We start from the raw sequence: 12392 nt of genomic DNA, 5'->3' as shown, positions 1-12392 counted from the left end.
CTGTGCGCGGCAGCCGGTCGAGGACCTCGACACGGTGCTGGCCGAGCTCTGGCGAGGCGTGGCCGCGGAGCGACGCAGCGACGATCCATGAGCGCGCCGGCGACGAGCCTGATCCTGCTCGGCGCGACGCGCGAGGGCCTGGACATCGCCACTGGCGACGGCGTGCTGCGCCTGATCGAGGTACAGCGCGCCGGCGGCCGGCGCCTCGCCGTACTCGACTACCTCAACGCGCGGCCCGAACTGCGCCGGCCGGCCGCATGAACGACGCGCGCGCGCTTGCGGCGCAGGCTCTCGACCAGGTCGTGCGCGGCGGCGTCTCGCTGCGCAGCGCGTTTGCCGACGTCGCGCCGCGACTTGCCGACGCGCGCGACCGCGCGCTGGTCTCGGCACTGCTGCACGAGGGCGCACGCTGGTGGCTGCGCTACGACGCCTTGCTCGGCCGGCTGCTGCAGAAGCCGCTGCGTGGGCGCGAACCCGTGGTGCATGCGCTGCTCGTCGTTGGGCTGGTCCAGCTCGCCGTGCTCGGCCTGCCCGAATATGCTGCGGTCGCCGGCACGGTCGAGGCCGTACGGACATTGAAGCGGCCGCAGCTCGCCGGACTCGTCAATGCCGTGCTGCGCCGCTTCCTGCGCGAACGCGCGACGCTCGATGCGGCCGCCGCGGCCGACCGTGCGCTGGCCACGGCGCATCCGCCCTGGCTCGTGCAGCAGCTTGCGCGCGACTGGCCCGACGACGTCGACGCGATCCTGGCCGCGAACAACGCACCGGCCGCTTTGGTGCTGCGCGCCAATCGCCGCCGCACCACGCCGGATGCGCTCGTCGCGCGCCTGCTCGACGCGGGCCATGCCGCCGCCGCGCATGCCTGGCTGCCCGACGCGGTCGTGCTCGAGGACAGCACCGACGTGACGCGGCTGTCGGGTTACGCGCAGGGCGAATTCTCGGTGCAGGACGGCGCGGCCCAGCTCGCGCCGGACCTGCTCGATCTGCGCGACGGCCTGCGCGTGCTCGACGCCTGCGCCGCTCCGGGCGGCAAGAGCGCGCACTGCCTCGAGCGGCATGCGCTGGATCTGCTCGCGCTCGACCGCGACGCGCAGCGGCTCGCGCCGATGCGCGAGAACTTCGCCCGCCTGGGCCTCGGCGCGACCATCACGGCCGGCGACGCGGCCGACCCGGCCGGCTGGTGGGACGGCCGCGCGTTCGACCGCATCCTGTTAGACGCGCCGTGCAGCGCGACCGGCGTGATCCGGCGCCAGCCCGACATCCGCCTGCACCGCCGCGCCGGCGACATCGAGCGCGCCGCGGCCGAACAGGCGCAACTGCTCGACCGCCTCTGGCCGCTGCTGCGGCCGGGCGGGCGCCTGGTCTATGCGACCTGTTCCATCCTGCCGCGCGAGAACGCCGACCAGGTCGCCGCCTTTCTCTCGCGCACCGCCGACGCCCGGGCACGCGATGGCGTGCCGCCGCGTTTCGGCCGCGCCGCCGGTCCCGGGCGGCAGAACCTGCCCGGCGTCGACGGCATGGACGGCTTCTTTTATGCGGTCGTCGACAAGGTCGCCTGAGCGCCGCGGCCGCCGGCTGCGGCACCTGCTGCTCGTGCCGCTGCTCGCGCTGGCGCTGCAGGCCTGCGCACCGGCCGAGTCGAGCCTGAGTCTCGACCAGGCGCGCATCGACCAGCGCGGCGGGGTCAGCGTGCTCGTCGTCGAATGCGACTGGCGGCCGAGCGGCGCGATGCTCGATGCGCTGGACCACGGCATTCCGCTGACCCTGGAACTGGATCTGACGCGCGAGCGCCGAGGGCTGCTCGGCTGGCAGGTGCAGCAGCGCGAGCTGCACCGGCTGGAACTGCGCTATTTCCCGCTGTCGCGCAACTACCAGCTGCGCGACCTGGACCGCGCCACCGTGCGCAGCTTCGGCGTGCGCGCGGCCGCGCTCGCGGCGCTGAGCCGCATGGAGCTGCCGCTCAGCGGCACGACCCTGCGCGCCGTGGCGCCCGAACGGCAGCGCCTGCGCATCGTGCTCGACAGTACCGCGCTGCCAGGCGCGCTGCGCCTGCCGGCGCTGGTCGATCCGGCCTGGCGCCAGGCCGAGGTGGAACGCACATGGCCTGGCACTCCGGCAGCCTGACCTGGATCACGCGGCGCCTGCTGCCGGCCCTCGCCGTGCTGGCGCTGCTGGGCTGCGCGCTGCTGCTCGCCGGCGATGCCGCGAGCGGCAGCAACCGGTTCGGCCGCCTGCATCCGTGGATGGTGATCTTCGCGAGCGCGGCGCTGCTCGTGCTCATCGTCGTGATCGCGCTGCGCCTGCTGCGCCTGGTCGCCGACGCGCGGCGCGAGGTGCCCGGCGCGCGCCTGACCCGGCGCCTGCTGCTGATGCTCGTGCTGCTCGCCGTGCCGCCGGTCGTCGTGGTCTACGGTTTCGCGCTGAACTTCCTCAACGCGACGATCGACGCCTGGTTCAACGTGCGCCTGGAGCAGTCCCTCGACGACGCGCTCGAGATCGGCCGGCTCTACGTCGACGAGCGCCTGCGCATCAGCCAGGAAGCGAGCAACCGGCTGGCCGCGTCGCTGGAGACGCGCGAGGACGCCGACATGCAGGACGCGCTCGACGAGGTCATCGACGATCTCGGCGCGACCCAGCTGACCGTGTTCGGCGACAACGCGACCGTGATCGCGACGGCGAGTTCAGACCCGCGCTTCCTGACGCCGGTCTATCCGGATGCGGCCACATTGATGCGCCTGTCCGGCGGCGGCAGCTATGCCGCGGCCGAGCCGGTCGGCGAGCAGCTCATGCTGCGTGTGCTCGTGCGCAGCAACGTGGCCAGCGGTTCGCCGCGGCTGCTGCAGACCCTGTTCCCGCTGCCGCCGAAGCTGCGTCCGCTGACCCAGCGCGTCGAGGCCGCGAGCTTCGACTTCCGCCGGCTCAAGTTCCTGCGCGGCTCGCTGAAACTGACCTTCAGCCTCGTGCTGACCTTCGTGCTGCTGCTGTCGGTGCTGTTCGCGCTGCTGACCGCGTTCGGCGTCGCGCGCCGCCTGGTCGCGCCGATCGGCCGGCTCGCCGCGGCCACGCGCGCGGTCAGCGCGGGCCGCTACGACACGCCGCTGCCGGTAGCCAGCCGCGACGAGCTCGGCTTCCTGCTGAATTCGTTCAACCAGATGCAGCGCGAGCTCGAACGCGCCGGCGCGCGAGCGCAGCGCAGCACCGAGGAATCCGAAGCGCAGCGCGCCTACCTGCGCGCGGTGCTCGAACACCTGTCGGCCGGCGTGCTCGGCGTCGACCGCGACGGCGTGCTGCGCACGGCCAACCGCGCGGCCGACGCGATTCTCGGCGTGAGCCTGTCGCGCCAGCTCGGCCAGCCGCTGTCGAGCGTGCGCCATGCGAATCCGGCGCTCGCGCCGCTGATCGATCCGCTGCTGCGCCACCTGCGCGAGAACGCGCGCGAATGGCGCGAGGAAGTCGTCATCGACGGCGCCGCCGAAGGCGAGCGCCGCGTGCTGCTGCTGCACGGCACCGAGCTCGTCGGCGGCGGCCCCGAGCATGCGGGCTATGTCGCCGTGTTCGACGACCTGACCCTGCTGAACCGCGCCCAGCGCGACGCGGCCTGGGCCGAGGTCGCGCGCCGCCTCGCGCACGAGGTCAAGAATCCGCTGACGCCGATCCAGCTAGCGGCCGAGCGCCTGCGCCGCCGCTTCATCGGCCGGCTCGCCGCCGACGACACCGAACTGCTCGATCGCGCGACGCGCACCATCGTCAACCAGGTCGAGGCGCTGAAGGCGCTCGTCAACGCGTTCGGCGACTATGCGCGTCCGCCGCAGCTGTCGCCGCGGCCGCTCGCGCTGCATGCGCTGATCGGCGAAGTGCTGGACCTCTACGAAAACGACCAGCGCCTGCAGATCAGCCGGCGCTTCGCCGACGAGGAACTGCTCGTGCGCGCCGACACGGGCCGCCTGCGCCAGCTGCTGCACAACCTGCTCAAGAACGCGCTCGAGGCGATCGGCGACCAGAACAAGCCGCGCATCGAAGTGGCGACTGCGCGCATCGAGGACGGCGGACGGCAATGGGCCGAGCTGGTCATCGCCGACAACGGGCCGGGCCTGCCCGACGGCTTCGGCGAACGCTGGTACGAGCCCTACACGAGCAGCAAGTCGCGCGGCACGGGCCTGGGGCTGGCCGTCGTCAAGAAGATCGTCGAGGAACACGGCGGCAGCATCCGCGCCGACAGCCGCCCCGAAGGCGGCGCGAGCTTCCGCCTGCGCCTGCCGCTGGACTAGGCCCGCGCCGCCGGCGCCGCGAGCTTCGCCGGAAGCGCCCCGGAAGCGCCTGAGAAGCCGCCGGGGCCGGGCCGCTATACTGCGCGCCCCCGTTGCGCGTGCCTGCATGACATGTCCTCGTCTCCGCTGACCGAGCGCCAGCAGTTGTGGCTGTTTTTCGCGATCGCGCTGGTCGTCCTCGGCGCGGGCCTGGGCTTCCGCGATCCGTGGCCGGCCGACGAGCCGCGCTTCGCTCTCGTTGCCAAGCAGATGATCGAATCCGGCAACTGGCTGATCCCGCACCGCGGCAGCGAGCTGTATTCGGACAAGCCGCCGCTGTTCATGGCCGCGCAGGCGTTCTTCTACACGCTGTCCGGCAACTGGCGCGTCGCGTTCCTGCTGCCGTCGCTGCTCGCGGGTCTCGGCATGCTCGGCCTGGTCTACGATCTCGGCCGGCGCCTGTGGAACCACCGCGTAGGCGTCTACGCCGCGGCGGCGCTGTTGTGTACTTTCCAGTTCGTCTACCAGACCAAGCGCGCGCAGATCGATCCGACGGTCTGCTTCTTCCTGACCCTGGCCAACTACGGCCTGCTGCGTCATTTCCTGCTCGGCCCGGACTGGCGCGCCTACTGGCTCGGCTGCTTCGCGGCCGGGCTGGGCGTCATAACGAAGGGTGTCGGCGTGCTCGCGCTGCTGATGTTCGTGCCGTACCTGTTCGCGCACCTGCGCGACTGGCCCGGCGTCGCGCGGCCCGAGCGCCGGATCGGACACTGGCTGCTCGGCGTCGTCGCGTTCGTCGCGGCCACGGCGCTGTGGCTCGGCCCCATGCTGTACGCGGTCGCGTCGGAGTCGGCGCCGGAATACCGCGCTTACATGAACGACATCCTGTTCCACCAGACGGCCGGCCGTTACACCGAGTCCTGGGACCATCATCAGCCGCCGTGGTACTACCTCGGCGTCATCGCGTTCGCCTGGCTGCCGCTCGTGCTCGCGCTGCCCTGGGCCGTGCCGCGCTGGCGCGACGCCCTGCGCGCGCGCGACGCGCGCGTGCTGCTGCCGCTGGGCTGGATCGTGCTAATTGTTCTGTTTTTCACTTTTCCTAAAGGAAAGCGCGACGTCTACATCATGCCGGCGCTGCCGCTGCTCGCGCTGCTGGTCGGCGCGCAGCTCGAGGCGATCGCGCAGCGGCCGGCGTTCCGCCGCCTCGTGCTCGGCTTCGTCGCGGTACTCGGTGCGGCGTTCCTGATCGTCGGCGGGCTGGCCTGGAGCGGCCATCTGGCCGCGGCCAACCGGCTCGTCGAACAGCGCGGACTCGAGGCCGGCGGCCGCCAGCTCTGGCTGTTCGTGACCGGCGTCGGCGCGGTCGGTCTCGTCGCGGCGGCGACCTTGCGCGCGCGCCGCAGTCTGCTCGCCCTGGCCGCGACCCTGGCCGCGCTCTGGCTGGGCTGGAGCCTCTGGGCCTACCCGGTGCTCAACGACTCGACCTCGGCCGTCGCGGTCATGCGCCGCGCCGGCGAGATCATCGGCAAGGACGCCGAGCTCGGACTGGTCGCCTGGAAAGAGCAGAACCTGCTGCATGCGGACCGTCCGGCCAAGGACTTCGGCTTCGTCAAACCCTGGCATCTGCAGCTCGCCGAGGCGCAGCGCTGGCAGGCGCAGGCGCCGCAGCAGCGCTGGCTGTTCGTGCTGCGCGCGGCCTTCGGCCCCTGCGTCGACGCGGACAAGGCCCGCTACGTCGGCCACGCGAACCGGCGCGAGTGGTATCTGCTGCGCGCCGACGCGTTCCGCGCGGGCTGCGATCCGGCCGTCCAGGTCGAATCCGAGGACGCCGACGCGAACGCGGAATAGCGTTGCCGCTTAGGCGCATCGGTCATGACCGGTGTTCACCTCGGCCCTGCGGACGACTATGCTCGGCCGTACGCTCAGGGAGCCCGTTCATGCTCGATACCGCCGTTCCACGCAAGACGCTGCAAGGGCAGCGCGAGCTCGTCGACCGCCGCCAGAAACTGCATGCGCGTTCGCGCTCGCTGCTGATCGCCGTGCATGGCGAGCACACGGTCGCCGAGCTCAAGCGCCAGTTCGCAGCGCTCGGCGACGTGCCCGGCATTCTCGAAGAGCTCGGCGCGCTGGGCCTGATCACCGCGGACGCGCGCGCGCCCGCCGCGGGCGCTGCGGCTGCCGCTGCCGATCCGGAGCTGCCGCCGCTGCAGCTGGCGCGCGCCTTCATCAACGAGACCGCGGTCGCGACCCTCGGCCTGCGCGCGTTCCTGTTCACGCTGAAGCTGGAGCGCTGCTACACCAAGGCCGAGCTGACCGAGCTGCTGCCCGAATACCGCCGCGTGCTGGCCAAGGCCAAGGGCGAGGAATTCGCCGCGAGCATGGCGGCCCGCGTCGAACAGATCCTGCGCCGCGCCTGAAGCCGCGGCGGCGCCGGGCCGTGACGCGCGCGGTCAGACGATGCGCTGGCCGTGGCCGAGCAGCCAGAGCTTGATGAATTTCTGCCGCACGTAGTTGGCTTCGACCCAGGCGTAGATCAGCCCGCGCCAACCGTCGCGGAAGCCCGCGCGCAACAGGTAGCCGCGCACGAAACGCCAGAACGGATTGACGATCAGGTTGGACAGACGCGCGCGGCGGCCGCGCGCGTGGTCGTGCTCGGCCATGAGCTGCGCATAGCGTTCGAGCCGGCGCAGCTGGTCGGCCAGCGAGCGGTAGGCGCGGTGTTCGAGGTCGCCGGCCAGGCGTCGTACCGGTCCGTCGACGCTGACGTGCTCGTGGATCTCGCGCTCGCCGCGCCAGCCGCCGCGGCGCCGGTCGAACAGGCGCAGCACGCGGTCCGGATAGGCGTTGCCGTGGCGCAGGAACGCGCCGAAATACTCGGTCGCCCGCGCGAAGCGGTAGCCCGCGGCGGCGCCGAAGCCGGCCTCGCGGGCCGCTTCGATCGCCGCCCGCAAATCCGGCGTCACGCGCTCGTCGGCGTCCAGGCAGAGCACCCAGTCATGGCGCGCCTGCTGCACGGCGAAGTCCTTCTGCCGGCGGTAGCCGTCGAACGGCCGTGTCAGCACGCGCGCGCCGAGTGACGCGGCGCGTTCGGCAGTGCCGTCGGTGGACCCGGAATCGACCACGACGATCTCGTCGCAGAACGCGAGCGAGGCCAGGCAATCGGCTATGCGGTCGGCTTCGTTGAACGTGATGATGCAGGCCGAAAGGCCGGGGCGGGCAGGGGCGGACATGGGCAGAGCGTAGCAGCCGCGCACGGCGGCACAAATCGCGCCGGCCGCACATTGTGCGTATCCCAGGCACTACACTGCGCGCCGGTTCCCGTCTGCGCACGCCTATGCCGCCATCGTCCCGTTTCCGCCTGGTCCCGCCGAGCTGGCTGCTGCTCTGGTTCGCCGTCGCGCTGTTCGCGATCTTCCAGCACGGGCCCATGCCGCTGTATTCGACGCGCACCCTGGCCGTCGCCTGGGAGATGTGGGACCAGAACCAGTTCCTCGTGCCGCACATCAACGGCCATCCGTACAGTCACAAGGTGCCGCTGCTGTTCTGGCTGATCCACGCGGGCTGGGCCGTCGGCGGCGTCAACGATGTCTGGCCGCGGCTGCTGCAGGTGCTGATCGGCGCGGGCTGGCTGGCTGCCGCCGCGGCGCTGGCACGGCGCGTGTTCCCGCTGCGGCCGGCGGCCGCGCGCCTCGCGCCGTGGTTCCTGGTCGCGCTGGCCTATCCGTTCCTGTTCGGCCTGCAGATCATGTACGAGGTGCTGCTCGCGCTGACCGTCGCGCTGACCCTCTGCGCGCTCTGCGGCCGGCCGCGCTGGGGCTGGTTCGCCGTCGCGCTCGGCGCCGGTCTCATGACCAAGGGACCGGTCATGCTGCTGCACGTGATCTTCCCGTTCCTGCTCGGCCCCTGGTGGAGCGAGCATGCGCGCGCCGACCGGCGCGGCTGGTATCTGCGCGGCGCGCTGGCCTTCGCCGGCGGCATCGCGATCCTGCTGGCCTGGGCGCTGCCGGCCGGGTTCGCCGGCGGCGAGGCGTACCGCAACGAGCTGTTCTTCCTGCAGACCGCCGGCCGCGTCGTCGACAGCTTCGACCACGCGCGGCCGCTCTGGTGGTATCTGCCGATGCTCGCGGTGCTGCTGTTTCCGTGGATAGGCTGGCCGCGGCTCTGGCGCGCCGTGTCCACGTTCGCGCGGCCGCTCGGCGACAGCGAACGCTTCCTGATCGCCTGGCTGCTGCCGACCTTCGGCGTGTTCTGCCTCGTGTCGGGCAAGCAGGTCTATTACCTGCTGCCGTTGCTGCCCGGCGCGGCGATGGCGCTGGCCTGCGCGTTGGCGCGGCAGCAGGCTCGCGGCGCCAGCGGCGGCCGGCGCTGGAGCGCCTGGCCGCTCGCGCTCGCGGTCTTCGTCTTCGCGCTGCTGCTCGCGCTGCTGCCAGCCTGGCTGGCGACCGGCCATCTGCATTCGCACTGGCTGCACGACGCCTCGCGGCTCAGCGCGTGGTTCGCGGTCGGCTTCGCGGCGCTGGGCCTGTTGCTCCTGCTGCCCGGCGAAGGCGAGGGAGAACTGCACCGGATCGCCGGCACGTCGCTGTTCGGTGTCGCGCTCGCGCATGCCTTGTTCGCGCACGCGCTGTTCCACAATTTCGACCTGGACCCGGCCGCGGCGCTGCTGGCCCGTGCCCAGTCCGAGACGCGGGCCATCGCGAACGTCGGCCAGTACGAAGGCCAGTTCCATTTCCGCGCGCGGCTGCGCGGCAGCATCGACGAGATTCGCGTCGGCCAGATCGGCGAGTGGGCCCGGGCGCATCCGGACGGCGTCATCGTGCGCTATCCGTCCAGGCTCGATCCGCGCGCGCTGCGCTATGCGCTGCTGATCCAGCCGTTCCGCTCGCGCTGGCTGGAGGTCTGGTCCGCGAAGGCCCTGGCCGCGGTCGAAGCCGGCCAGACGCCGGCCGAACCGGCCCAGCGCACGGCGCTGTATCCGCCGGACTACTGGCGCTACGGCACGCCGGTGGAGCGCGACGACGACGGCGACTGATCGCGGCGCAGGCCGGGGCTCGCTGCGCTCGCCCCGGCCTGCACGTTCACGGCTGCCCGCTCACAGTTGCCGCAGGAACGCGACGAGGTCCTTCTTCTCGTCGGCGCTGAGCCTGGTCTCGAGCACGAGGTTGAAGAATTCGACCGTGTCGTCGAGCGTCAGCAGGCGGTCGTCGTGCAGGTACGGCGGCGAGTCCTTGATGCCGCGCAGCGGGAAGGTCTTGATCGGTCCGTCGGCGCTGGCCAGGCGGCCGTTGATGGTCTTCTCCTTGAAGAAGCGCTCGACCTGCAGGTTGTGCATGAGGTTGTCGGTGTAGTACGGCGGCGTGTGACAAGTGGAACATCTGCCTTTGCCGAAGAACACCTCCTGGCCGCGCAGCTCGGCTTCGCCGGCCTTCTTCGGATCGAGCCGGCCGTCCCAGCCCAGCTTCGGCGCCGGCGGGAAGTCCAGCAGCGCTTCGAACTCGGCCATGAAATGCACCTGGCTGCCGCGTTCGAGGATGTTCACGCCTTTCTTCGTCGCGATGACCGGGTCGCCGTCGAAATAGGCGGCGCGCTGCTCGAACTCGGTGAAGTCCTCGACCGTCTTGAGCGCGCGCTGCGAACCGAACAGGCGCTGGACGTTGACGCCGCGCAGGCTCGGCGTGTCGATGCGGTGGCGATGTTCCTGCGGCCGTATGTCGCCGACCAGATGCGTCGCCGCGTTGGTGTGGCCGTTCGCGTGGCAGTCGAAGCAGGCAACGCCGAGGCTCGGACGTTCCGAGCGCCGGTCCGCGGTCAGATTGAACTGTTGTTGCGGGAACGGCACGACGAGCAGGCGCAGTCCTTCGAGCTGCTTGGGATTGAGCACGCCGTTGAACAGCTCGTAGTAGTTGTCCGACGTGACGAGCTTGCCCTTGGACACGTCGCCGAGGTCCGGCCGCGTGGTCAGGTAGATCGGCGCGGGAAATTCCGGCAGCAGGTGATCCGGCAGGTCGAAATCCAGGTCGAAGCGCGTGAGGTCGCGGCGCGCCTGCTTGTTGACCTCGTCGATCTGGAATTTCGGAAACAGCATGCCGCCCTCGGCGTGGTTCGGGTGCGGCAGCGGATAGAAGCCGGCCGGCCAGAGATCCCTGGCCTTGATTTCCTCGGGCGTCATCGCCGCGAGCGCATCCCAGCTCTGGCCGCTGCGCAGCTTCACGCGCACGCCTTCCTGCAGCGGCTTGCCGCGCGACATCGTCGCGCCGCTCGCGGGTCGGTTGCTCAAGTCGTAGCGCTCCTGCAGCAGAGCGGACTGGCGCTGTTCGATCTGCGCCTTCTGGCCTTTCATGCGCGCCATCACGGCGCCGAAGTCCTCCTCGATGACGTTCGTGTAGCTCGTGGGTCTGGCCGGCTCGGCCGCGTGGGCGGAGCCCAGGGCACAGAGCAGGGTCAGGCTGGCTATCGCGGGGAATTGCGTGGACCTGTTCATGGAGCCTCCCGGGTTTTGGACTGAGGCGATGTCCCCTGATGCCACTTCGGCGGCCCGCGACGCGCGCGAATCGAGGCATGCGCGGGCGGTACCGCAGCGGCCCGGCGAGCATGGACCGGTGCGCGCTTGTATACCAATCAACCGATGCGATGGCTGCGATCGACCGCGTCAATGCTGCACAGCCGCAAGAGCCGCCGGCGGACGCGGCCGTGCCGGCATGGCCGCCGCCGGGGCGAAGGCGTTATGCTGCACCGTCGTTTTTTTGCCACAGGGGCGAGCATGGCTTCCGGTCACATCCTCGTCGTCGACGACGAACCCGATATCCGCAGCCTCGTGCAGGAAATCCTGCAGGACGAGGGCTATCAGGTCAGCGTCGCCGAAAACGCCGCGGCCGCGCGCGAGCTGCGCCGGCAGATCCGTCCCGACGCGATCCTGCTCGACATCTGGATGCCCGACACCGACGGCATCAGCCTGCTGCGCGAATGGTCCGAACGTGGCGGACTCGGCTGTCCTGTCATCATGATTTCGGGACACGGCACGGTCGAGACGGCCGTCGAGGCGACGCGCCTGGGCGCCTATGACTTCGTCGAGAAGCCGCTGTCGCTGGCCAAGCTGCTGCTGACCGTGGAGCGCGCGCTCGAAGCCAGCCGGCTCAAGCGCGAGAACGAGGGTCTCAAGCGTCAGATCCCGGTGCCGCTCGAACCGGTCGGTTCCTCGCGCGCGATGCAGGCCCTGCGCGGCCAGCTCGAGCGCATCGCCGGCCACGACACCTGGCTGCTGCTCAGCGGCGAGGCCGGCAGCGGCAAGGAATCGCTGGCGCGCTGGCTGCACGAGAAGAGCGCGCGGCGCAGCGGTCCGTTCGTCACGGTCGCGCCGGGTTCGATCGCGCGCGACCACGCGGCGCAGACCCTGTTCGGCGCCGAGGACGGCGGCACGGTGCAGCTGGGCCTGCTCGAACAGGCCAACGGCGGCACGCTGTACCTCGACGAAGTCGCCGAGCTCGATCCGGAACTGCAGCTGCGCCTGTCCTCGACCCTCGAACGCCGCGCGCTGATACGCTGCGGCGGCCGCGAGCCCGTCGTGCTGGATCTGCGCGTGATCGCCGCGACCGCGCAGGACCTCGATAACCTGGTCGCCGCGGGACGCTTCCGCGAAGAGCTGTACTACCAGCTCAAGGTCGTGCCGCTGGCCGTGCCGGCGCTGCGCGAGCGCATCGAGGACGTGCCCGAGCTGCTGCAGTACTACGCCGATTTCTTCTCCAACCGCGACAAGCTGCCGTACCGGATGTTTCCGGTCGCCGTGCAGAACCGGCTGCGCAACTACACCTGGCCGGGCAACCTGCGCGAGCTGCGCAATCTCGTGCAGCGGCTGCTGATCCTCGGCGCCGCGCCCGAGGTCGAGCTGGCCGAAGTCGAGCAGGCGCTCAGCGGCAGCGCGCCGCCGCCGCGGACCGCGCGCAGCGACGGTTTCGACATCGACTACGGCCTGTCCCTGCGCGAGGCGCGCGAGCAGTTCGAGCGCGTCTACCTGCTGCGCCAGCTGCAGGAAACCGGCGGCAGCGTCGGCAAGCTCGCCAAGCTCGTCGGCATGGAGCGCACGCACCTGTATCGCAAGCTGCGCGACCTGGGGGTCGATGTGAAGGCCGGTTCGCGCGAGGATTAGCG

The 12392-nt window shown here is 71.1% G+C and carries 10 protein-coding genes; 8 read left to right on the top strand and 2 right to left on the bottom strand.

The features are described from left to right. Nucleotides 1–87: 87 nt before the first annotated feature. The 6 genes from NON22_RS01030 (at nucleotide 88) to NON22_RS01005 (ending at nucleotide 6664) form a co-directional block, all read left to right on the top strand. Nucleotides 88–261, top strand: coding sequence for a hypothetical protein (locus NON22_RS01030; protein WP_257385031.1), 174 nt, complete (start codon nucleotides 88–90; stop codon nucleotides 259–261). Further along, the gene (gene rsmB / locus NON22_RS01025; protein ID WP_257385030.1) at nucleotides 258–1559 is read left to right on the top strand and encodes a 16S rRNA (cytosine(967)-C(5))-methyltransferase RsmB; all 1302 of its coding nucleotides are present in this window, start codon (nucleotides 258–260) and stop codon (nucleotides 1557–1559) included. Before NON22_RS01030 ends, rsmB begins: the two co-directional genes overlap by 4 nt. After that, nucleotides 1534–2124, top strand: coding sequence for a DUF4390 domain-containing protein (locus NON22_RS01020; protein ID WP_257385029.1), 591 nt, complete (start codon nucleotides 1534–1536; stop codon nucleotides 2122–2124). The genes rsmB and NON22_RS01020 overlap by 26 nt, the downstream gene beginning before the upstream one ends. Then, complete coding sequence (locus NON22_RS01015) at nucleotides 2100–4268, top strand: sensor histidine kinase (protein WP_257385028.1); 2169 nt, start codon at nucleotides 2100–2102, stop codon at nucleotides 4266–4268. The genes NON22_RS01020 and NON22_RS01015 overlap by 25 nt, the downstream gene beginning before the upstream one ends. Nucleotides 4269–4379: 111 nt before the next feature. Beyond that, nucleotides 4380–6095 (top strand): ArnT family glycosyltransferase, encoded by a 1716-nt coding sequence (locus NON22_RS01010; RefSeq protein WP_257385027.1) that lies wholly within the window; start codon nucleotides 4380–4382, stop codon nucleotides 6093–6095. A gap of 89 nt (nucleotides 6096–6184) precedes the next feature. Next, nucleotides 6185–6664, top strand: coding sequence for a hypothetical protein (locus NON22_RS01005; RefSeq protein WP_257385026.1), 480 nt, complete (start codon nucleotides 6185–6187; stop codon nucleotides 6662–6664). A gap of 33 nt (nucleotides 6665–6697) precedes the next feature. Here the strand turns inward: NON22_RS01005 and NON22_RS01000 are convergent, their stop codons facing one another. Beyond that, a complete protein-coding gene (locus tag NON22_RS01000; protein WP_257385025.1) occupies nucleotides 6698–7477 on the bottom strand; it encodes a glycosyltransferase family 2 protein in 780 nt (259 codons plus the stop codon). A gap of 104 nt (nucleotides 7478–7581) precedes the next feature. Here NON22_RS01000 and NON22_RS00995 point away from each other — a divergent pair, with 104 nt between their 5' ends. Continuing rightward, a complete protein-coding gene (locus tag NON22_RS00995) occupies nucleotides 7582–9279 on the top strand; it encodes an ArnT family glycosyltransferase (RefSeq protein WP_257385024.1) in 1698 nt (565 codons plus the stop codon). A gap of 60 nt (nucleotides 9280–9339) precedes the next feature. On the opposite strand, the gene NON22_RS00990 is transcribed toward NON22_RS00995, so the two are convergent. Then, nucleotides 9340–10728, bottom strand: a complete 1389-nt coding sequence (locus tag NON22_RS00990) for a hypothetical protein (RefSeq protein ID WP_257385023.1) — start codon at nucleotides 10726–10728, stop codon at nucleotides 9340–9342. Nucleotides 10729–11007: 279 nt separating this feature from the next. Here NON22_RS00990 and NON22_RS00985 point away from each other — a divergent pair, with 279 nt between their 5' ends. Continuing rightward, a complete protein-coding gene (locus tag NON22_RS00985) occupies nucleotides 11008–12390 on the top strand; it encodes a sigma-54-dependent transcriptional regulator (RefSeq protein WP_257385022.1) in 1383 nt (460 codons plus the stop codon). Nucleotides 12391–12392 lie beyond the last annotated feature (2 nt).

This window comes from Tahibacter caeni (assembly GCF_024609805.1).
GTDB classification, from domain to species: domain Bacteria; phylum Pseudomonadota; class Gammaproteobacteria; order Xanthomonadales; family Rhodanobacteraceae; genus Tahibacter; species Tahibacter caeni.
This window is presented reverse-complemented; position numbering and strand designations above follow the sequence as displayed.

What these genes read in the sequence shown, in the direction of transcription:
- rsmB (WP_257385030.1), top strand. Translation starts at nt 258, where the DNA reads ATGAACGACGCGCGCGCGCTTGCGGCGCAGGCTCTCGACCAGGTCGTG.
- NON22_RS01005 (WP_257385026.1), top strand. Translation starts at nt 6,185, where the DNA reads ATGCTCGATACCGCCGTTCCACGCAAGACGCTGCAAGGGCAGCGCGAG.
- NON22_RS01010 (WP_257385027.1), top strand. Translation starts at nt 4,380, where the DNA reads ATGTCCTCGTCTCCGCTGACCGAGCGCCAGCAGTTGTGGCTGTTTTTC.
- NON22_RS01030 (WP_257385031.1), top strand. Translation starts at nt 88, where the DNA reads ATGAGCGCGCCGGCGACGAGCCTGATCCTGCTCGGCGCGACGCGCGAG.
- NON22_RS01015 (WP_257385028.1), top strand. Translation starts at nt 2,100, where the DNA reads ATGGCCTGGCACTCCGGCAGCCTGACCTGGATCACGCGGCGCCTGCTG.
- NON22_RS00990 (WP_257385023.1), bottom strand. Translation starts at nt 10,728, where the DNA reads ATGAACAGGTCCACGCAATTCCCCGCGATAGCCAGCCTGACCCTGCTC.
- NON22_RS00995 (WP_257385024.1), top strand. Translation starts at nt 7,582, where the DNA reads ATGCCGCCATCGTCCCGTTTCCGCCTGGTCCCGCCGAGCTGGCTGCTG.
- NON22_RS00985 (WP_257385022.1), top strand. Translation starts at nt 11,008, where the DNA reads ATGGCTTCCGGTCACATCCTCGTCGTCGACGACGAACCCGATATCCGC.
- NON22_RS01000 (WP_257385025.1), bottom strand. Translation starts at nt 7,477, where the DNA reads ATGTCCGCCCCTGCCCGCCCCGGCCTTTCGGCCTGCATCATCACGTTC.
- NON22_RS01020 (WP_257385029.1), top strand. Translation starts at nt 1,534, where the DNA reads ATGCGGTCGTCGACAAGGTCGCCTGAGCGCCGCGGCCGCCGGCTGCGG.